The sequence below is a fragment of the Flavobacterium bomense genome (assembly GCF_003970355.1).
This window is the reverse complement of record NZ_RYDJ01000002.1, coordinates 195,038-216,771: the sequence shown is the minus strand read 5'-3', so window position 1 is coordinate 216,771 and position 21,734 is coordinate 195,038. Positions and strand designations below refer to the sequence as shown.

At 34.6% G+C, this 21,734-nt stretch carries 20 protein-coding genes; 8 read left to right on the top strand and 12 right to left on the bottom strand.

Annotated elements, in window-relative coordinates; translation table 11 throughout:
- Position 1 precedes the first annotated feature (1 nt).
- The 7 genes from EKL98_RS03780 to EKL98_RS03750 all read left to right on the top strand — a co-directional run bounded on the left by EKL98_RS03780 (position 2) and on the right by EKL98_RS03750 (position 7,349).
- Positions 2 to 475 carry a 3-hydroxyacyl-ACP dehydratase FabZ family protein gene (locus EKL98_RS03780; protein WP_126459708.1) on the top strand — a complete coding sequence of 158 codons (474 nt, stop codon included), beginning with the start codon at positions 2 to 4 and terminating at the stop codon, positions 473 to 475.
- Between the two features lie 124 nt (positions 476 to 599).
- Positions 600 to 1,889 carry a beta-ketoacyl-[acyl-carrier-protein] synthase family protein gene (locus tag EKL98_RS03775; protein ID WP_126561585.1) on the top strand — a complete coding sequence of 430 codons (1,290 nt, stop codon included), beginning with the start codon at positions 600 to 602 and terminating at the stop codon, positions 1,887 to 1,889.
- A 75-nt stretch (positions 1,890 to 1,964) separates the two neighbouring features.
- Positions 1,965 to 2,240, top strand: a complete 276-nt coding sequence (locus EKL98_RS03770; RefSeq protein ID WP_126451608.1) for an acyl carrier protein — start codon at positions 1,965 to 1,967, stop codon at positions 2,238 to 2,240.
- A complete protein-coding gene (locus EKL98_RS03765) occupies positions 2,237 to 2,722 on the top strand; it encodes a 4'-phosphopantetheinyl transferase family protein (protein WP_126561584.1) in 486 nt (161 codons plus the stop codon). Before EKL98_RS03770 ends, EKL98_RS03765 begins: the two co-directional genes overlap by 4 nt.
- Positions 2,723 to 2,852: 130 nt before the next feature.
- Positions 2,853 to 4,826, top strand: coding sequence for a tetratricopeptide repeat protein (locus tag EKL98_RS03760; protein WP_126561583.1), 1,974 nt, complete (start codon positions 2,853 to 2,855; stop codon positions 4,824 to 4,826).
- Between the two features lies 1 nt (position 4,827).
- Positions 4,828 to 5,157 carry a nucleotide pyrophosphohydrolase gene (locus EKL98_RS03755; protein ID WP_126459696.1) on the top strand — a complete coding sequence of 110 codons (330 nt, stop codon included), beginning with the start codon at positions 4,828 to 4,830 and terminating at the stop codon, positions 5,155 to 5,157.
- The gene (locus EKL98_RS03750; RefSeq protein WP_126561582.1) at positions 5,154 to 7,349 is read left to right on the top strand and encodes a DNA/RNA helicase domain-containing protein; all 2,196 of its coding nucleotides are present in this window, start codon (positions 5,154 to 5,156) and stop codon (positions 7,347 to 7,349) included. Before EKL98_RS03755 ends, EKL98_RS03750 begins: the two co-directional genes overlap by 4 nt.
- Before the next feature lie 189 nt (positions 7,350 to 7,538).
- On the opposite strand, the gene EKL98_RS03745 is transcribed toward EKL98_RS03750, so the two are convergent.
- On the bottom strand, positions 7,539 to 8,135 hold the full coding sequence (locus tag EKL98_RS03745; RefSeq protein WP_126561581.1) for a 3'-5' exonuclease: 597 nt from the start codon (positions 8,133 to 8,135) through the stop codon (positions 7,539 to 7,541).
- 2 nt (positions 8,136 to 8,137) lie between these two features.
- Positions 8,138 to 10,054, bottom strand: coding sequence for a DUF294 nucleotidyltransferase-like domain-containing protein (locus EKL98_RS03740; protein ID WP_126553251.1), 1,917 nt, complete (start codon positions 10,052 to 10,054; stop codon positions 8,138 to 8,140).
- Positions 10,055 to 10,237: 183 nt separating this feature from the next.
- Between EKL98_RS03740 and EKL98_RS03735 the strand changes: the two genes are divergently transcribed.
- Positions 10,238 to 10,744, top strand: a complete 507-nt coding sequence (locus tag EKL98_RS03735; RefSeq protein ID WP_126561580.1) for a DUF2911 domain-containing protein — start codon at positions 10,238 to 10,240, stop codon at positions 10,742 to 10,744.
- Between the two features lie 208 nt (positions 10,745 to 10,952).
- Here EKL98_RS03735 and EKL98_RS03730 read toward each other — a convergent pair whose 3' ends face one another.
- From EKL98_RS03730 to EKL98_RS03685, 10 genes are all read right to left on the bottom strand, one after another.
- Positions 10,953 to 11,828 (bottom strand): sugar phosphate isomerase/epimerase family protein, encoded by an 876-nt coding sequence (locus tag EKL98_RS03730; RefSeq protein ID WP_126459684.1) that lies wholly within the window; start codon positions 11,826 to 11,828, stop codon positions 10,953 to 10,955.
- A 19-nt stretch (positions 11,829 to 11,847) separates the two neighbouring features.
- Complete coding sequence (locus EKL98_RS03725; protein ID WP_126561579.1) at positions 11,848 to 12,741, bottom strand: hydroxypyruvate isomerase family protein; 894 nt, start codon at positions 12,739 to 12,741, stop codon at positions 11,848 to 11,850.
- A gap of 9 nt (positions 12,742 to 12,750) precedes the next feature.
- Positions 12,751 to 13,989, bottom strand: coding sequence for a nucleoside permease (locus tag EKL98_RS03720; protein ID WP_126459678.1), 1,239 nt, complete (start codon positions 13,987 to 13,989; stop codon positions 12,751 to 12,753).
- Positions 13,990 to 14,046: 57 nt separating this feature from the next.
- The gene (locus tag EKL98_RS03715; protein ID WP_126561578.1) at positions 14,047 to 14,784 is read right to left on the bottom strand and encodes a 3-keto-disaccharide hydrolase; all 738 of its coding nucleotides are present in this window, start codon (positions 14,782 to 14,784) and stop codon (positions 14,047 to 14,049) included.
- Between the two features lie 32 nt (positions 14,785 to 14,816).
- Entirely contained in the window at positions 14,817 to 16,271 is a 1,455-nt protein-coding gene (locus tag EKL98_RS03710) for a Gfo/Idh/MocA family protein (RefSeq protein WP_126561577.1), read from the bottom strand.
- A gap of 101 nt (positions 16,272 to 16,372) precedes the next feature.
- Entirely contained in the window at positions 16,373 to 16,747 is a 375-nt protein-coding gene (locus EKL98_RS03705; protein WP_126459669.1) for a c-type cytochrome, read from the bottom strand.
- An 18-nt stretch (positions 16,748 to 16,765) separates the two neighbouring features.
- Positions 16,766 to 17,818 carry a sugar phosphate isomerase/epimerase family protein gene (locus EKL98_RS03700; RefSeq protein ID WP_126553261.1) on the bottom strand — a complete coding sequence of 351 codons (1,053 nt, stop codon included), beginning with the start codon at positions 17,816 to 17,818 and terminating at the stop codon, positions 16,766 to 16,768.
- Between the two features lie 39 nt (positions 17,819 to 17,857).
- Positions 17,858 to 19,018, bottom strand: a complete 1,161-nt coding sequence (locus EKL98_RS03695; RefSeq protein WP_233589352.1) for a Gfo/Idh/MocA family protein — start codon at positions 19,016 to 19,018, stop codon at positions 17,858 to 17,860.
- 10 nt (positions 19,019 to 19,028) lie between these two features.
- Positions 19,029 to 20,732 carry a GMC oxidoreductase gene (locus EKL98_RS03690; protein WP_126451623.1) on the bottom strand — a complete coding sequence of 568 codons (1,704 nt, stop codon included), beginning with the start codon at positions 20,730 to 20,732 and terminating at the stop codon, positions 19,029 to 19,031.
- Positions 20,733 to 20,786: 54 nt separating this feature from the next.
- Complete coding sequence (locus tag EKL98_RS03685; protein WP_126451624.1) at positions 20,787 to 21,350, bottom strand: gluconate 2-dehydrogenase subunit 3 family protein; 564 nt, start codon at positions 21,348 to 21,350, stop codon at positions 20,787 to 20,789.
- Positions 21,351 to 21,734: the final 384 nt, after the last annotated feature.

Here is a 21,734-nt window from a genome sequence, read left to right as displayed (position 1 = left end):
TATGAAAAAAGAAGAAATTATAGCAAAATTACCGTATTCCAAATCCTTTTTATTTGTGGATGAAATTCTCCAAATCGATGAAAACGGAGTGGAAGGAACCTTTACTTTTGATGAAAATCTTGATTTTTACAAAGGTCATTTTAAGGAATTTCCAGTTACTCCAGGTGTAATTTTGATAGAAGTCATGGCGCAAATTGGATTGGTTTGTCTTGGCATTTTTTTGTTAGATAATTCATTTAGTTCTAGTACTTCAATTGCCTTAACATCAAGTGAAATAGAATTTTTAAAACCTGTTTTTCCAAATGAAAAAGTGATTGTAATTTCAGAAAAAATATATTTTAGATTTGGAAAATTAAAATGTAAGGTCATCATGAAAAACGAAAAAGGAGAAAATGTTTGCACAGGAACAATAGCGGGAATTATCCTCACCCCAACCCTCTCCAAAGAAGTGGGACTCAAAACCGAATTAAAATAAATTAAGCAACAGTATAATTTGATTCTTTTCAATATTTTGTCACTGTAGTACTCTATTTGGTAGTATTAAAATTATTATTTTTTTGCCATTGTTATTGAAATTGAATATTATTTAACATTAAAAAATGAACAAAAGAGTAGTTATAACGGGTCTTGGTGTAGTTGCTCCAAATGGAGTAGGTCTTGATGCGTTCACTCATGCCATCAAAAACGGAATTTCCGGGATCAGGCACGACGCTGAGTTGGAGCGATTGCAATTTTCTTGTCAAATTGTAGGAAAACCCGAGGTTTCTGCGGAATTAGCAGGGCATTATTTTACGGAATTAGAACTTAGAAACTTCAATTCAACAGGGATTTTATATGGCGTAATTGCCGGAATTGATGCCTGGAAGGATGCCGGATTATCATTGGAAATTAACGAAGAACCGGATTGGGACAGCGGAACTATTTTTGGAACAGGAACTTCCGGAATTGATAAATTTCGCGAAAGCATTTATAAAATAGATAATTTACAAACGAGAAGACTGGGAAGTACAGCCGTAGCGCAAACAATGAATAGTGGTGTGAGTGCGTATCTGGGTGGGAAATTAGGACTTGGAAATCAAGTCTCTACTAATTCTTCGGCCTGCACCACTGGCACCGAAAGTATTTTAATGGCGTATGAACGCATCAAATCAGGGCAGGCAAAATGTATTTTAGCCGGAAGTACCAGTGATTCCGGTCCGTATATTTGGGGCGGATTTGATGCTATGAAGGTATGTACTTTTAAACATAATGAAACACCAAAACAGGGTTCTAGACCAATGAGCACAGCTGCTTCCGGATTTGTTCCCGGAAGCGGAGCTGGTGCTTTGGTCTTAGAAGATTTAGAAAGTGCGATTGCACGTGGCGCACGAATTTATGCGGAAGTTTTAGGTGGAAATATCAATTCAGGAGGGCAGCGCGGTTTAGGAACCATGACTGCACCAAATCCGGTTGCGGTGCAAAGATGCATTCAAAATGCTTTGACAAATGCCGGAATTTCAGCCAGTGAAATTGACGCAATCAACGGTCATCTGACAGCCACTTCCAAAGATAGTCTTGAAATTCAGAATTGGAGTGAGGCTTTAAATCGAAAAGGAATTGATTTTCCATACATCAATTCTTTAAAGTCGATGGTTGGACATTGTTTAAGTGGCGCCGGTAGTATTGAAAGCGTGGCTTCGGTACTGCAATTGCATCACGGATTTATTTTCCCGAATATCAATTGTGCCGATTTGAATCCAGAAATAACAGCACTAATTGATGAATCAAGAGTTCCACGACAACGACTTGATATAGAAATAAATACATTAGCAAAAGCCAGTTTTGGTTTTGGTGATGTGAATGGGTGTGTAATTTTTAAAAAATTTAAAAATTTAAAAAATGAACCGTAAATTCCCCAATTTGTGGTAATTTTTTTGGCGTTAGAAAACGAAATGTACTTAAGTGCTGTAAAATCAATATTAATTATGAACAAACAAGAAACTATTCAGGAGCTAAAAGCCATTGTAAAACCATATATTCTGAATCAAGAAGCTTTTGACTCACTCACTGAAGATACGGATTTCATCAATGATTTAAAGATAAACTCCGCTAATTTAGTAGATGTTATTTTGGATATAGAGGAAAAATATAATATTTTGATTGATAACGAATCAATGGAACGCATGATAAATGTAAAAGCAGCTATGGCCATTATTGAAACCAAATTAGCTGAAAAAAGTAGTGAATCACCAGAAAAATGATAGGAAATGACCTTGTCGATTTGGCTTTAGCCAAAAAAGAAAGCAATTGGAAACGCAACCGCTTTTTAGATAAAATATTTACTAAAAACGAACAGCTGTTAATTTCTAATGCCGTAAATCCAGAAGTAATGGTTTGGAATTTATGGTCCAGAAAAGAGGCGGCTTATAAAATCTACAATAGGGAAACAGGAATTCGAGGTTTTTTTCCTTTGCAACTGGAATGTTTTTACGAAAACACAACATTAGGAACTGTTTCTATCAAAGGAAAAATATATTTTACCCAAACTAAAATAGATCAGGATTGCATTCATACCATTGCTGTTGCCGGGAAAGAGTATTTCAAAAAAATTGAAAACTTGAATTCCGCCGATGCTATCTTTAAAAAAAATGGAATTCCTTACCGTATTGATGCGCATTCAAAAATGGAGAAACCCGTTTCCATCAGCCATCACGGTCGTTTTTGGAAAGGAATAACCCTATAATTTTTTTGCAAAAAGCACTTTTTTTTTCATACAATAGGGCGAGATTTATAAACAATGGTTACATTTGAACCTGTTGCAATTTTAAAAACAACAAAAAGTATCTTTTATAACGTATAGCAATTTATATTTAATGCAAATCATTCATAAAATAGACGATTTTCTATTTACGATTTTCCCGAAATTAGTCGGGGGGGGGGGTAATACCTTATTAATCAGTGAATTAGAATCGTATTATACTTTTGGTCCTTTTAGCCCAAAAGTTTCCATTACTGAGGATTGGGTTACCATAACCATTGACACTTCGGCAATCCTGCTTCAAGAAAATGATTTCCGGAAAACGGTAGCCCTTTGTGAAAAAGGAAACTATCAAGAAGCAAAACCCATTCTACAAAATCTTATCGAGAACAATCCTACCAATTCGGAATTCCATCGAATTATGGGACAAATCCTGTCTGATCAAGGTCATCAGGATGCAGCGATAAATAGTCTGATTGATGCATTGCGCTGGGATTCTAAGAATCATTGGGCGTTGCTGATGATGGGAAATATTTTTGCTAAGTTCAAGAATGATATTCCTACGGCAATGTTGTACTATGATCAGGCTTTGGTGGTGAATCCAAAAGATGCTATTACAATGAATAACGTTGGAGCAAACCTTATGCAACAAGGGAAGTTGGATGAATCCAAAAAATATTTTTTGGAAGCTATAAAAATAAATGATCACTATCCAAATACTCATTTTGCTCTTGGAATGTTAGCCGAAATTCAAAATGATTTAGAATCCGCTTTTGACAGTACTTTGAAAGCTATAAAATGCAATCCAAATAAAGATATACTGTACAAGAATTCAGTAAATCAGGCTTTTGATGTTGCCAATAAAATTATTTCTAACACTGATGGTAATTCGCTTTTTGCAGAATACAAGCATCAATTAGAATTTGATTGCGGAAAAGAAATTGATGTTCTAGTAGATTCTGAAATTCCAACGGCAGCCAAGATTGAGTTTGCTGAAAACTACAATCGGATTAAGCACATCGTTCGGTATAAACCCAATTATCCTGCCGTAGCACACTTGGTTCTGCACGAATTAGCGCATCTTGATTTTGTAATTCAAGCGAGAAAACGGGGATTAAATCAGCTTTTTACGGCTACTCCACAAAACAGAGCTGTTTTTTTGAAAACGGTACAACCTACTATTGCCAAGTTGCATGGAATGAATATTCCAGAGCAATCGATTACTCAATTCTGTACTGGTTTATTTGACGGGTTAAATTTGCAAGCCTACAATACTCCAATAGATTTATTCATTGAGGATTTTATATACAACGAATTTCCCCAATTGAGATCGTATCAATTTCTGTCGCTTTACGCTTTGATTCAAGAAGGCTTGAAAGCCGTAACTGATGTGACTGTTATTGAACTTTCGCCTGCAACACTACTTTCTAAATCTAAGATTTACAACTTGGTAAATGCCTTACAGTTTAAAGCATTATTTGGTTTGGATTTTATAAACGATTTTAATACCACTCCAGCCGAATTACGCAAAGCCGAAGATTTTTATGCTGAATTTCTCGAATACAAAGACAATCGTAAACCTGCCGAAGAATATGAATTGGTACAACATTGGGCCGAAGATTTACAGATTGACTCTTATTTTGAATTGGAAAATGAGGACGAATACCGCAAACGATCTGATGTAGATACTTTTATTGAAAAATTAGAAAAAGATCCTTTTGGTCTACACGACGATACTGCTTTCAAAGAGAAGGAAATGGAACAGTTTCTCAAAAACCAAGAACATATTGGGACTAATATGGCAGTCACGATGTTTATGGTTGATGCTTTGCAGTATTTTAAGGATGTACCGCTAGAGGAAGTCAAGAAAATAGCCTTTGAAATCGCAATGCAAGGGACACAAGGTTTTGACCCAAATCAAAAAAACTACATCGTAGGCAGCATTCCAAACAAACGATTTTCGGGTTATCACATTTTAGCATATTATTATGTGAGTTGGATGTTAGCTGTTCCTGAAATGGTTTCTCAGTTGCAATTGCCTTTTGAAGAGGAATATAAAGTAGCATTGACACTTTTTAAATCGAAATAAAATGAATGATATTCCGAGCATTATTCAAGAATTAATAAAATTTAGAAATGAAAGAGATTGGGAACAATTTCATAATTCGAAAGATTTGGCTTTAGCTCTATCTATTGAAGCAGCGGAATTAAATGAATTGTTTCTGTGGAAAAAAGCAGAAGATGTAAATATTGATAAGCTAAAACAAGAATTGGCAGATGTTTTTGCATACGCTTTTTTGTTAGCCGAAAAATACAATTTAGATGTAAAAGAAATTGTACTTCAAAAGATTACGCAAAATGCAGCTAACTATCCAATAGATAAAGCAAAAGGGAACGCAACCAAATATGATGAATTATGATGCAATCATTTGAATTGTCTATTGAGGTTTCTGAACAATATGATTTTAATAAAGATTCATTGCCTAAAATAGCTCAAAATCCTTGGGTTAAAAATCAATGGCCTTTGGTTTACTTTATACAAAATGAAACTAAACGAATTGCCTATGTAGGAGAATCAACAAATGCTTCTAGTAGAATCAAAAATCACCTAGCAAATCCAAAAAAAGCAGATGCATTTACAAAAATTTCAATAATTGGGAGTGATAAATTCAATAAATCAGCAACTCTTGATATTGAATCAAACTTGATTCAATACATCACTTCTGAAGGAACTTACGAACTTCAAAATGGAAATTACGGTTTAGTCAATCATAATTATTACCAACAAGATTTGTACAAAGATCTTTTTAAAGAAATTTGGAAAAAACTAATTGATAAAAAGATAGTTAGCAAGTCACTGGAAGATGTTGAGAATTCAGAACTTTTTAAATATTCCCCTTATAAATCTTTAAATGAAGATCAATATAGTTCTGTTCTTCAAATTCTTGATGGATTGTGTATCAAAAAATCCAATAGAATTTTTATAAAAGGGAGTGCTGGAACTGGAAAAACAATTTTGGCTACTTATTTAATTAAATTACTTAATTCAGATATTTCGGATGCTAATTTTGAAGATTTTAGTGATGAAGAGCTCAAGGAGATCAATTTCATTATTGCTTTTCAAAATAAATATCCAAAAGCAAAAATTGGATTGGTTATCGCCATGACTTCTTTAAGAGAATCATTACAAAATGTTTTCAAAAAAATTCCTGGTTTAAAAGCGTCTATGGTTTTAAATCCATCGGATACCTTTAAACTCAATGACAAATATGATTTATTAATAGTAGACGAAGCGCATCGGTTACGGCAATATAAAAATATAAGTTGGATGGGAGCCTTCCGGAAAAATAATCAAAAATTAGGATTAGATGACACCGGAACAGAGCTAGACTGGATAATTTCGAATAGTAAGAATCAAATTTTCTTTTATGATTCAGCGCAATCAGTAAAACCTTCCGATATAAATGAGGATCAATTTACCAGACTTTTGAATCAAGATGATACTTTGAAAATCGAGTTAACTTCTCAGATGAGAGTTAAAGGCGGAAATGATTATATTCGTTTTGTAGATCAATTACTTCATGTAAATCGCTTGGAGAAAACTATTTATTCACCAAATGAGTATGAGTTAATTGTTTTTGATTCTTTAAAAGATCTTTATAGCGAACTTGCAAAGAAGGAAGAAATAAATGGTTTGTGTCGTTTAGTTGCTGGATATTCTTGGCCTTGGTTATCCGAAAAAGATAAAACTGTAATGGATATTGAAATTGATGGTTTACAATTTCAATGGAATCAAACCCCTAAGGACTGGGTTAATTCACCAAATGCTTTTAAAGAAGTTGGCTGTATTCATACGACACAAGGATATGATTTAAATTATACAGGAGTTATTTTTGGAAAAGAAATAATTTTCAATGAATTCACACAGGAAATTGAAATTAATCCGAAGTTGTATTTTGATAAAAATGGAAAAAAAGGGATCTCAAATAAAGATGATCTTAAGGCTTACGTAATAAATATATACAAAACTATAATGTATCGAGGAATCAGAGGTACTTATGTTTATGCTTGTGATACTTCTTTAAGAAACTATTTAAAAAAGCATATTGATGTTTATAAAAAAGATTTTCCGTTCAGAATCGTACCTTTTGAGGAGGTAAAACCGTTTGTGAATTCAGTTCCATTAGTAAATATTTCAGCTGCAGCAGGTTCATTTAGCGATTTACAAGTTCATTCTGATTTTGAATGGGTCGAGTTACCCTTTAATACTTCAGTAAAAGAAGGCTATTTTGTATGTAAAGTAGTGGGCGAATCGATGAATAAAATAATTCCTAATGGCTCCTACTGTTTGTTTAAAAAAGATAGTGGTGGCAGTAGAGAAGGAAAAATTGTTTTAGTTGAAAGCACTGGCATACAAGACGCAGATTTTGGTTCAGGATATACAGTAAAAGAATATCATAGTCAAAAGAATATTGGTACTGAAAATTGGAGGCATGAATCCATATCGTTGAAACCATTATCTTTTGAATCAGAATATGAAAATATAGTATTAGATTCAGACAATTTAGTTGATTTTAGAGTTAAGGGAATTTTTATTTCGGTATTGTCTTAAATTTTTAAATAGTAAAGTTTAATTCCTCCAAAATGCGCTAAAAGGACAAAATTGAAATGCTATAAATGGAGCTACATATGTGATTCCCCCTTCGTCGGAATGACAATACTTTATAGAAATAGAGGCAAACCTATTAATAATAAGGTGTTTAAAATCAATTGTATGCAATATAGCAACCAAAATTTAAAATCACTTAATCCCCAGTCTTGATTTTAATTTCAAAAACAACAAAGCGGTTTTATAAGCATCCTCAGCAGCTGAATTCCGTTCACTTACCGGAATATTATAAGCCGCACAAAGTTCCTCCAGAGAAAATTGTTTGTCATTGATATCAAGTAGTTTTCTGTGCATGACATCAATATCCAGTGCCTCATTTTTTAATCTGCCGCAGTCTAGTCTTTCCAAGGCCGCATTGATCATTTCCACATCAAAATCAATGTGATGCCCAACTAAAATGGAGTTCCCAATAAATTCAATGAATAATTTTATGGCATCTACTTCTCCTAATTTTTTCATTTTACTTTCTACCAAAAACGTATTAGAAAGTCCATTATCATGAAAAAATTTATACTGTAATAAAACAGCTTCAAAGTTATCACCTATGACAATACTATTATCAATTACTGAAAAAGAGCCTATTGATAAAATAACATCTTTATCTGGATTCAAACCAGAAGTTTCTGTCGATACCACCACAAAGCGGGATGACTTTTTCTCAAATTTAGAAAGATAGGTTTTCCAAAAATCAGGATATTCTTTATTAATCTTTTTTATCCAGTCTAACATAATTATGAAAATTGAGTAAGTTGAAATTTACTTTTTATTAATTCTTCCAGTTCTCTCATAGGGAGTAAAGCATTTTTCAGTTTTTCTCGGTCAATTTTTGATAATTCCTCCAAATTTATAAATTGGCCTGAATCATCATTTTTTAACCCTTCTAAGGTTCGGAATTTTGATAAAGTCAAAAAGGCTTCGGCACAATTGAGATAAATTTCAGCATGTTTGGGATCCGTAATTGATAATTGTTTGAATCGTTGAAACGTATTGTTAATTCCTCGGATGTCGAAACTCAAAGTAAACAAACGGGCGCCATCAATCAATGGCATTAAAGCCTTAGTTTTAATATCAAATTTATCTTTATTTCTACCTTCTTCTTCGACATTGAATTTTTTGAAAAAACTAAGTGGAGCGTTTTTTCTTAAGGCATCATTTCCTAAGAAATCAAAAAATAACGTATTGTTTTTGGCATTTTTAAAGACTACATTACTTATCGCATCTTCAATTTTTTGCTCTCCAAAAATAATTTCATAATCAAAGAAAATACTGCTCAAATCAGTGCTGTTCTCACCAGGAGTATTCATCCAGCTGTCATATTGTTTGATCCAGTCCGTCAATGATTTACACCAAAGCATAGTACTTCCCATGTGACCATTTGGACAGAATTCATAGCCGATTTTTTCTAGAGTGGCTGTGGTTTTTTTTCCAAGTTTAAGAAAATAGTCTTTTACGTCACGATATTTATCAGCAGCCACATCTTCAAAAATCAAAATACTATCTTGATCCGTTAATAAAAGCTGTTCTTTTCGTCCTTGACTGCCAATACTTAACCATGCAAAACGGGCAGGAGGGGAACCTAAATCCAAAATGGATAATTCCACCGAGCGTTTAATGACTGCCAAATTAATTTCGCTGGCAATATTAAAAACGTGTGATAGCGGAATATTTTTAGAAATTGAAGTCTGAATCAGATCTGTTAATCGTTCCCGTATTTGTTTTAGTTCTTTTGGTGATTGACACCGTTTGATTTCTTTTATTAAAACTCCGGGATTATTTGCTTGAGCCACAATCAAATCGTGCTCAGAAATGATTCCTTTCACACTGGATTTATCTGTTCCATCCTGAGTTACACACAAATGAGTCACATTGTGTTTTAGCATCAGCAACTGTGCTTCTGCCAGAGAAACGTTTTCAACCACCGTGATAACAGGGGAGGACATAATTTTATCTACTGTAACGGTTACTGGATATCTGCCGGTAGCAATTTTTGATCGCATATCCGCATCAGTAATAATGCCCAAAGGGATAGTATTATCACATACGAGGATATTGTTTTTTAACGATTCGGTCATTATTTGAGCCACGTCTTTTACAATTGCTGTACTGGTCGTTTTTAAGGGAGCTGTATTATAGGCTAGCGATTGAAAATATTGCATTTCAGATTGCTGATCCGAATAGAATACATTATCAGAAATTAATTTTCCAATTAAATTTTCTTTATCTTTTGGATTTCGGGTGTTTACGGCAAAACTTTCTAATAAAAAGTTTAAAACTTCAGAATTATTAGCTACAAAAGGCCTGAAAGTAGCAATGGGAATAGCATAAACAATGCTTTCTTCTCTTGCTTTGGCCGTCATCATATAATTATTTTTGGCAAAAAAGGGACGCAGGCCAAAAATATCGCCTTCGGTACATTTATTTAATAGCGTTTCCTCAGCATCTGCTATGACCGATAAATTGATAACACCGGAAGCCACCACATAAAAACTGTCATGCAAAAGATCATTTATTTGAAATAATGTTTTGTGTTTTTCTAAATTTACAACGCGAATATTTGCTGCTATTTCAGATAATTCTTCAAAAGTTAAGTAGTTAAACGGTGGGTATGCTTTTAAAAAGTCAGCAATGTGCTCAGCAATTGAATTCATAATTTATGGAATAAATAAGTATCGATTGTAAAAATAACAAATTTAAAAATTATAACACCGCCATTATTGCGGCAAAACAATTAAATTATAAAATCCTTAATCTTTTCATAAAATAAGTATGGATTTAAAGGAATTAAAAGCTACTTGTTTTACTTTTATACGATAACTAAAACATTTTAAATCATGAAATTATTTAGAAAAATGCATTTTTCGTTTATTGCCTTATTAATTGTAAATTGTATAGCTGCTCAAGGAAAACCTACCAGCAGCAAAGAAGTAGCCACAGGGAAAATTAATGGTGCTACAATTACCCTCAATTATGGGAGTCCATCAGTCAACGGAAGAGAAATTTGGGGAAAATTAGTTCCGTTTAATCAAGTTTGGCGTGCCGGAGCAAATGACGCAACAACATTTGAAACAGATAAAGAGTTGACAATCGAAGGTACTAAATTGCCAGCCGGTAAATACTCTTTTTTTGTTATACCAAATGAAAAAGAATGCGTGCTTATTTTTAATAAAGAAGCCAAACAGTGGGGAGCATATAAGTATAAAGAAAAAGAAGACCAACTACGTATTACCGTTAAGCAAGAAGTTGCTGCTTCAGCTGCTGAAAAATTAGTTTATACGATCCGTGCTAATACTGTTGTTTTGAGCTGGGGCAATTGGAATATACCTTTTTCTGTAAAATAAAATATGACTAAGTAATAACCATGGTATAATGTCGTATTTTAAAATCAGGATAAAATTATGTAACAATCTGATTTAAAGCTGTTTTGATTAAAGTTAATTCTTTTGACTTTACGACTTTTAAACTTTCGACTTACTTAGAATTACTTTTAAATAGGAGGCTGTCTCAAAAAGACAGCCTCTTTTTTTTATAAAAAATTTTCTAAAATGTTTAAATTAAGTTTTTCTTAATGTAATTGAAACTGGTTACAGCAGATTCTATTGGATTTGGTTTGTAGTTAGATTCGTGTTCCAAAAAGAAACGTTTCAGTCCGGCACGTTCCGCTTGAGCAAAAATCCCCTTGAAATCTATTGTTCCTGTGCCAATTTCTGCATTCCAATCCGGATTTACTTTATCCATATCTTTTACGTGCCACATTTTGAAACGTCCCGGATATTTTTTGAATAATTCCAATGGATCATGTCCAGCACGAATGACCCAGTATAAATCCATTTCAAAATCAACCAAGTTTTTATCCGTTTCGTTTAATAAAATTTCATATCCATTCGTTGAACCGAATTTTGTAAATTCGAAATCGTGATTGTGATACGCTAATTTTAAACCTCCAGCTTTACAAAGCTCACCCACTTTATTAATTTGTAAGGCTAATTTTTTATAGGCATCACCAGTAGTTCCGCGCAATTCTGAAACGATGTAAGGTACTGTTACATATTCACTTCCTAAATAGTTGGCTGTTTCAACATATGATTGTACAAGATCAGTTGAACCATCTTTGATCATCGAATTAAAATCAAAATGATTACTCGTAGCTTTTAGACCATTATCATCTAATATTGATTTAAAATCGCGGACCGAAGTTCCAAAAAAGCCGTTGTCTACTGAATAACCAAAAGTTTCTACTTCAGTAAATCCAGCTTTTCCAACTTGTGCTAAAACACCTTTAACATCTTTGGGTAACGTATCACGCAGTGTCCATAATTGAATCCCAATGGCTCTTTTTTTAGAGTCAAAAGCAAATGAAGGAGCAATGGCTAATGCGCCTAATGCTAAACCAGCATTAATTAAAAATTCTCTTCTTTTTATCATGGGTTATTTTTTAGAGTAGTTAAATATCACAAATTGCTATAGCCTGTTTCAATGAAGCGAGTTTGTCCGGGTTTTTAGGTACAAATTCTTGACCCACAAATCCCTTAAAACCAGTTTTTGCAATCGCTTTCATAATTGCAGTGTAATTTAGTTCCTGAGTATCATCAATTTCATTTCGTCCCGGAACGCCGGCGGTATGATAATGTGTAATGTAGTGATGGTTGTCTCTTATGTTTCTAATCACATCTCCTTCATCAATTTGCATGTGATAAATATCGTAAAGCAATTTGAAATTCTCAGAGTTCAAACGTTTCGCTAATTCCACTCCCCAAGATGTTCGGTCACATTGGTAATCTTTATGATCAATTTTGCTGTTTAGTAATTCCATTACTAAAATCACATTATGCTTTTCAGCCAATGGAATTAGTTTTTGCAAACCAACAATACAATTGTTCCAACCTTCTTCATCTGTTTTGCCTCTTCTGCTTCCGCTAAAACAAATCAGATTTTTATAACCGGCTTTTGCCACCAGTGGAATCATTTCCATATAATTTTTCAAGAGTGTCTCATGAAATTTAATATCATTAAAACCATCCACTAAATTAATTTCTGCACCGTTGCACATTGTAGAAACAAGATCATATTTCTTCAATGTTGGCCAATCTTTAGGACCTACTAAATCAATCCCGGTAATCCCTATCTTTTTGGATTCAATGCAAAGCGTATCTAAATCTATATCATTAAAACACCACCGAGAAACGGAGTGATTTATATTTCCTTTCAATTTACCCAATGGTGTTGCTGTTTCCTTTTTTGGCATAGCCAAAGCAGAAAATCCAGCAGGAATTCCCATCGCAACTGTTCCGGCTACTATTCCTTTTATGGCAGATCTTCTATTTAAATTAGCACTCATTTTTAATTTTTATACAGCAGAAGTGGATTCTTCTCCTTTGTTTTTTTCATTAAATAAAAGTGCAAAAAGTAAGAATACAGCAAACGCAATTCCAGCAGGAATAATCCACACCATTTGCCAGTTTACAGCCCCATCTGCCATTTTATAATTGTCCGTTATCCATCCTGCAACTGCAAAACCAATTAACATACCAACTCCGTAAGTGGCTAAAGTTATTAAACCCTGAGCAGCACTTTTGTATTTTTCTCCCGCTTTTGAATTGGTGTAAATTTGACCCGAAACGAAAAAGAAATCATAACAGATACCGTGCAGCGCAATACCTATAATAAGCATAAAGCTTAAATCATTTCCATTGCCATAAGCGAATAAAACATAACGAATTGCCCATGCTAACATCCCGATTAAGATCGTTTTTTTGAAACCAAAACGGGTAAAAAATACAGGGATCAATAATAAGAATAATGCTTCGGATATTTGACCTATTGCCATTTTTCCAGTAGGATTTTCAACGCCTGATTCTGTCAAAAATGGATGTGCATTTTGGTAATAAAAGGCAAGAGGTATACAAATCAGGATTGACGATATAAAAAAGATGGCGAAGTTTTTATCTTTCAGCAATTTTAAAGCATCAAGACCTATGATATCTCCAATTTTTATTTTTTCTTCACTTACTTTTGGTGGTGTTTTTGGTAAAGAAAAACTGAATATACCTAAAATTAAAGCGGCTATTCCTGCTAAAAGGAAGGTGTTTTTAAGAAATCCTTGAGAAATTGCTTCCGCAGTATCCCAATGAAATATGAAGCTAATAGATAATCCTGCTAAAATCCAACCTATAGTTCCCCAAACTCTGATATTTGCAAATTCTTTCTCCGGATCTTTCATTTGATTAAAAGAAACTGAATTGACTAATGCTAATGTGGGCATGTATAAAATCATGTAACTCAGAACGTAGGTGTAGAACATGCCAACTTCTTCTGACTGATACATTTGGTACATTAAAAAGGCACCTGCGAGATGAAGAATTCCCAAAATCTTTTCTGCATTAAAATAACGATCCGCTATTAAACCTATAATAAAAGGAGCAATAATTGCGCCCCATGATTGTGTTGAAAAAATTGCAGCAGTTTCTGATCCTGATGCTTTTAGATTATTACCCAGAAATGTGCCCAGGGTTACAAACCATGCGCCCCAGATAAAAAATTCCAGGAACATCATTATGGATAATTTAATTCGGATGGTACTATTCATTAGTCAGTGGTTTTTTATTTTTTGGTTTTGGTTGTTTTTTTATTTTTTAGAGATCAATTACATACCCGCTTCACATCCAGTTGTAATTTTCATAGTATTCCATTCTTTGATCATAATGTTTCTGAACCATACATTATCTCCATGATCTTGTAGTGCAATTTTACCTTTTTTGAATGCAGCAAAACCTGGCCAAGTAGCAAATTTACTTCCGGCTACCAATGTTTTAAAATTAGCATCCCAAAGCGTAGTTTCAACTACTTTTACGCCATTCAATAACATTGTCAGTTTTCCAAATTTACATACAATGTCAACAGAATTCCATTCTCCTACTGGTTTTACTGGTTCTGAGGTGCTTTTTATTAAATCATATAAATCACCTGAACGGTGTTTTTCAATTTTTCCGTCAGAATGACCGTCATTGTCCAATACTTGCATTTCCAGACCCGTTTCATAAGTATTTTTGAATTTTGTCAAATCCTCGTTTACATAAAAAATAATACCGCTATTGGCATTTTCCGCGACTTTCCATTCTAGTTTTAGATGAAAATTCTCGTATTCTGCATCCGTTACAAGATCACCTCCTTGACCGTTTTGGGCAGCTGTAGGATCAAAATGCAACACACCCTCTTCTGTTTTCCAACCGGAACCAGCTGTTGTTTTTCCGTAACTGTGCCATCCCGTTGTGGATTGTCCGTCAAATATGGATTTAAATCCTTTTGGTATGGGCGCTTGCTGTGCATTTGCGGTTTGAATCAGTATCATAACAAGTAATGAAGTACAAATATTTTTAATCATTTTTGAATTTTTGAATTAATAATTAATCTTGCTTATAAAGTTAAAGCTTTCCAACCTTGACGATAATCCCGTTTCACAAATTGGTTCACTTCATCAAAATTTGTAATTCTCATGGCATCATTATCCCATAATAATTTTGCGGAACGTCCTGGGTACACTTCTTCTCCAAGCTCTTCTCGCATCACATCGTATCCTCTGATCGCAAGATTTGCCATCAATAAAGCTTCAGTTAAAGGACCGGCAATTTCAAAAGGAGAACTTAATTCTTTTTTCCCATAACCAGCAATAGCGGCTTCAATCCACTGCTTGTAATGTCCTCCTGAACCATCGATCACTCTTGCGTATTTTTGAGCAACTTGGAGATTTTCATTTTTGCTTAGAGGAAGCAAACGTGGATTTAAACCGTAGGTATCACACATCATTTTTCCTTTTGTTCCTGTGAATAAGGTACCATTTCCTCCGTCTCCAAAAATTTCATTCGAACCTAATTCGGAAGGTCTTTCCGGCTGAATTCCACCATCCATCCAGTGTACTGCAACGTCACCGTTTGTTTTCTCCGTTTTTGGAAAAGTTAAGGTAACATGACTGGAGGGAGGACAACTCTCAGGAAAATATCCTCTTTTAAACTCATCTACATATACAGAACCTACACTACATTGAACATCTTTAGCATATTTTAAATTTAATACACTAAAAGGTGCTTCTAACAAGTGACAGCCCATATCGCCTAATGCACCTGTTCCATAATCCCACCAACCGCGCCAGTTAAAGGGCACTAATTTATTTACATACTCTTTGTAAGGAGCTGTTCCCAACCATAAATCCCAATCTAATTCTTTTGGAATATCCGCTTTATTAGCAGACCAAGGAATCCCTTGAGGCCAAACCGGACGGTCTGTCCAAGCATGAATCGTGTGAACATCGCCTATTAAACCTGCTTCATACCATTCTTTCATTATTCTGGTACCATCATTCGAGGCACCTTGATTTCCCATCTGGGTTACCACTTTATATTTTGTAGCAGCTTGTGTCAAAATTCGAGCTTCGTAAATATCATGTGCCATAGGTTTTTGAACATACACATGTTTTCCTAATTGCATAGCAGCAAGTGCTTGAATAGCATGATTATGATCTGGAGTTGAAACTGAAACGGCATCGAAATTTTTATGTTCTTTGTCTAACATTTCACGCCAATCGGTATAAAATTTAGCTTTAGGAAATGCATTTACACTTGCAGCTGCTCTTCTGGTATCTACATCACATAAAAACGATATATCCGCTTTTCCACTTCTGGCAAACATACTGACATCAAATTTACCTTGTCCACCAACACCAATACTGGCTATTGATAAACGATCACTTGGCGCAACAAATCCTCTTCCTAGAACGTGACGGGGAACAATCATAAAAGCTGCTGCAGCTATAGCGGTTGTTTTTATAAAATCACGACGGTTATTTGTAATTTTATCTTCTTCTTTTTGTTTCATTATTTTAATCCAGTTTAGTTTATAGCAAAAAATTGTGTAACATCATGATTTTATTTTCGACATTCTAGAATTATATTGACTCTTTAAAAGCGCCTTTTAATTTACTTTTTTAAGGATAAAATATACTTTGCCATAGAATTTGCCTCATTCTTTTTCAGTGAAGCATGCGCAGACATGGGAATTGAACCCCAAACCCCAGAGCCACCTTTTATTATTTTACCGGATAAATAGGCAACATTTTTATCATTTAAAGCATATTTTTTAGCAATGTCTAAGTAGGAGGGACCAATTAGTTTTTTGTCTAATTTATGACATCCGATGCAATCGGATTTAGCTATTAATTTTTCTCCTTCAGAGGTTTGAACAACAAGGTTTGATTGCGCAGTAGTTTCAATATATTTTTCTTCTGAATTATCATTGGAAAATGAGGTTAAACTAATTAGTGCAACCCCAAAAAAGAAATATTTTAATTTCATTTTATTGTATTTAAGTTTTTATAATCCTAAGTTTTTTTTGTTAAAAGCCAGATTTGTTTCTACTGCCGCAAAATCATCAAATGCTTTATCAGTAACTTTTATAATATGATTTTTTATAAATTCAGCACCTTCACGCGCTCCATCTTCCTGATTTTTAATGCAGCATTCCCATTCCATTACTGCCCATCCTTTGAAATCATATTGGGCTAGTTTGCTGAATATCGTTTTAAAATCAATCTGACCATCGCCTAGAGAACGATACCGTCCGGCACGATTTGCCCAGCTTTGGTAGCCTCCAAAAGTCCCTTGCTTTCCTGTAGGATTAAACTCGGCATCCTTTACGTGAAATGCTTTAATCCGTTCATGATAAAAATCGATATATTGGATGTAATCTAATTGTTGTAAAACAAAATGCGATGGATCGTACAACAAGCAAGCTCTGGAGTGATTATTCACCGCTTTCAAAAACATTTCATAGGTTTCCCCATCAAATAAATCTTCTCCGGGATGAATTTCGTAACAAAGGTCAACACCATTTTGATCAAACTCATTTAAAATGGGCAACCAGCGTTTAGCCAATTCGGCAAAACCATCTTCCACTAAACCCGGAGGTCGTTGTGGCCAAGGATGAAAATACTGCCAAAGTAGAGAACCACTAAAAGTGGCATGTGCATTTAACCCTAAATTTTGAGATGCTTTAGCCGCATATTTCAATTGTTGCACAGCCCATTCTTGCCTTGCTTTAGGATTTCCATGTACATTTACTGGTGCAAATGCATCAAAAAAGTCATCATAAGCAGGATGAACAGCCACTAACTGCCCTTGTAAATGGGTTGATAATTCAGTGATTTCTAGTCCGTAAGAAGCAATTGTTCCTTTTAGTTCATCCGCATAGGTTTTACTTTCTGCCGCTTTTTGTAAATCAATAAAACGGGTATCTAATGTTGGCATTTGAATCCCTTTAAAGCCTAAATCAGCAGCCCATTTACAAATCCCATCTAAGGAATTAAAAGGAGCTTTATCATCAATAAACTGTGCTAAAAAGACCGCAGGCCCTTGAATTGTTGTCATAATATTTGGTATATAAGAGGTCTACGAATTCCTAATAAATTACAAAACGTAGGGAGTCCATTTTTTATCCGATTGTGATGATGCGACTACGTTATCTATAAATGCCATTCCTCTCACTCCATCTTCAACAGAAGGAAAGTCTAACATTTCAGCAGTAGGTGCTGTGCCCTCTAATTTACAACCAAGCGTTAAAGCAAAGTTGCGGTAAATATTAGCAAATGCTTCTAAATATCCTTCTGGATGTCCGCCTGGAGTTCTACAATTATGTGTTGCAAATGAAGATAAATGTGCATAGTTAGAGCCAGCTCTTAAAACCTGAGTTGGTTCATTTAACCACCTAACCGTTAAAGTGTTTGGATCATGTTGAAACCATTCGATTCCACCTTTTTCGCCATAAACTCTGATTTTTAAAGCGTTTTCTTCTCCAGCTGCTACTTGCGATGCGATTAAAACGCCTTTAGCACCATTGTCAAATTTCAATAGTACAGCTCCATCATCATCCATTATGCGGCCTTCAACTAATGTGTTTAATTCTGCACAAACATCGGTAATTTTAGCCCCGGTAATATATTCGGCTAAATGAGAGGCGTGCGTACCAATATCTCCCATTACAGAACTTTTTCCGGATTTTTTAGGATCTGTTCGCCATGCAGCTTGTGCGTTTCCCTCTCTTTCGGATAGTGTACTTAACCATCCTTGGGGATATTCTACTAAAACTTTTCTAATTTTACCCAATTTTCCTTCGCTGACCATAGCTTTCGCTTGTTTGACCATTGGATACCCGGAGTACGTATGTGTTAAACAAAGTAGTAATCCTGTCTCTTCTACTTTTTGTTTCAATAGTTTTGCTTCTTCCAATGAAAAAGTCATTGGTTTTTCAATTACTACATTAAAACCATGCTCCAAAGCCATCATTGCAGGTGCAAAATGGGCAAAATTTGGAGTAACAATAGTTACAAAATCGATTCTTTCGTCAGCAGGTAAAGCCGCTTCCGCTTTAATCATTTCGTCATACGTTAAATATGTTCTTGATTCCGGAAGAAACAAGGCTTTACCAGATGCAATTGCAGTTTCTGGTTTTATACTTAATGCACCACACTTTAATTCAATTAGTCCATCCATATTGGCGGCTAAGCGGTGAATTGCACCTATAAAGGCATCTTGACCACCACCGACCATTCCCATTCTTAATTTTCTCATAATGATGAACCTAAATATTTCCTTTTTTTAATTCTTTTACTGCATAATCGCAGGCACGAGCCGTCAAAGCCATAAATGTTAATGATGGATTTTGACACGCAATAGAAGGCATACAAGAACCATCGGTAACAAATACATTACTAACTTCGTGCAATTGATTCCATTTATTTAAAACGGAATCCTTGGGGTCATTACCCATTCTGGCAGTACCCATTTCGTGTATAGCCATTCCAGGATAACAATCGTTATCATAGGTTTGCACATTTTTGATTCCAGATGCTTCCAGCATTTCTGCGGCATCATTCATCATATCTTCCCGCATTTTTGCTTCATTTTCTTTGTATTCACAATCAATAGCTAAAACTGGTTGTCCCCATTTGTCTTTTTTGCTATGATCGATGTACACTTTGTTTTCGTAATACGGCAGCATTTCTCCAAAACCACCTAATCCCATACTCCAGGAATCAGCAGGTAATGACATAGTCGATTTAAAGTTTTCACCAAAAGCCAATTCGGCAACTTCTTTATGCCAAGATCCTCTGCTGGCACCTCCTTGGTACCCAAAACCTCTTAAATAATCTCGTTTATCACCACCTACATTCTGATATCTTGGAATATAAATACCATTAGCTCTTCTTCCGTACGTGTATTTATCTTCAAAACCTTCAGCTGTTCCTTCTGCACCACAACGGAAATGATGATCCATAAGATTATGGCCTAATTGTCCGCTGGCATTACCCATTCCATTCGGATGCGCTTCTGAGGTTGAATTTAATAACAGGAATGTTGATCCTAAAGTGGATGCGTTTACAAAAACAATTTTAGCATAAAACTCCATCGTTTCATTTGTTTCTGCATCAATAACCATAACCCCTTTTGCCTTTTTGGTATCTTTATCATAAATAATATGATTCACAATAGAGTAGGGTCTCACGGTCAATCTATTGGTTGCCATTGCAGCAGGTAGTGTAGAAGATTGGGTGCTAAAATAGGCGCCAAATGGACAGCCTCGACTGCATAAATTTCTGTACTGACAGCTGCCACGCCCTTTGTGGGGTACAGTTAAGTTAGCAGTACGACCAATTGTAAGAATACGGGTTTTATTATAATGTTTTTCTAATCTTTCTTTAACTGATTTTTCAACACAATTTAAATCCATTGGAGGCAAAAATTTACCATCCGGTAATAGGGGCCAATTTTCAGCTTGCCCACTTATTCCTGCGAATTTCTCTACATAATCATACCACTTGGTAAGGTCTTTATATCGAATAGGCCAGTCATTTCCATGACCATCTTTGGCATTATCTTCAAAATTATGGTCACTAAAACGGTAACTTTGACGGCCCCACATTAAAGATTTTCCACCCACATGAAATCCTCTGTACCAATCAAAACGTTTGTCTTCTGTATAGGGACATTCCAAGTCATTCACCCACCATTTTTCGGTAGCTTCATTGTATGGATAATCTCTTGTTTGAACAGGATGGGTTCTTTTTTGTTCTTCGGTAAGCTTGCCAGCGCGTTCAAATTCCCATGGTGCTTTCATGGCCGATTCATAATCTTTGATGTGCTCAATATTCATTCCGCGTTCTAACATCAAAACTTTTAATCCTTTTTCGGTAAGTTCTTTTGCAGCCCAACCACCACTAATTCCAGATCCTACAACAATAGCATCATACGTATTTTCCTCTTTCAAATTGGTATTTATATTCACGGGTAGTATTTTTTATTTAATAAAATAGTTTATAACAAAAGGTTCTAGTAACAATTAGTTGGTTGCCCAAGCTTTTTGTCCGGGTTTGTAGTCTGCACTACCATCGTAGCGTCCCGGAACTGGAAGGTATTCGCGTGCTTGTGTACAACCTATTTCTGAAGAATAATAGCCAAGAAGAGTCAAATCTCTAGCAATCAAAAAGAATGAAGGTGCTTTATCAGTTGCAATTGCTTCATCTCGTAATGAAGTCATTAATTGCTGACGCTCTTCAACTGACATTGATAAGAAATTCTTATTGAAATCTTTAACGCATTTTGCTTGCATTTCCTGCATCCCGGAAGCAAAAATTTCTTGCATTTTTGCAGGATAACATTCTCTAATAATCATTGGAATAAAAGCACCCAGTCCTGCAGCTTTTGCTCCTGCCGAAGAGGCTGTAGTAGGTATAATGATATCGGCAAATTCAGCCAAAATTTCTTCATCTGCAGCAGAAAAAGACACGCTATTTTTTTCTTTTTCAGGCAAAGTAAAACTTTCAAATAAAACGCCCATTGTTGTTGCTGAGATTGCGCTTCCCATCAAAAATGCAACGCTTTTAAGTGCTTCTCTTCTATTCATTTGCTAATTATTAAAATTATTGATTCTTCTTAATTTATTATAACATTACAATAATAAAGAAAAAAAAAACAGGTTAATTTTTTTTATGTTAAAATATTGAATAATTCCATATTTTTCAAATTATTAAGGGAATCACTTTCAAAAATTCATTAAACAGCAGTTGGAATCAATTAAATCAAGAAAAAAAAAATGTTTGAAGAAGCAAAAAAGAATAAAAAACGATTTTTAAATTATTTTTAATGTAAAATTAACAAGGTTTTAATTATAAAATATAACTGTATTTTCTTTTCACACCATTTCAATGTGTTAAAATGACGGTATTACTTAAATAACCATTCAAATAATCTACTATATATTTCCTGTTTTGTAGTAAAAAAGAAGTTT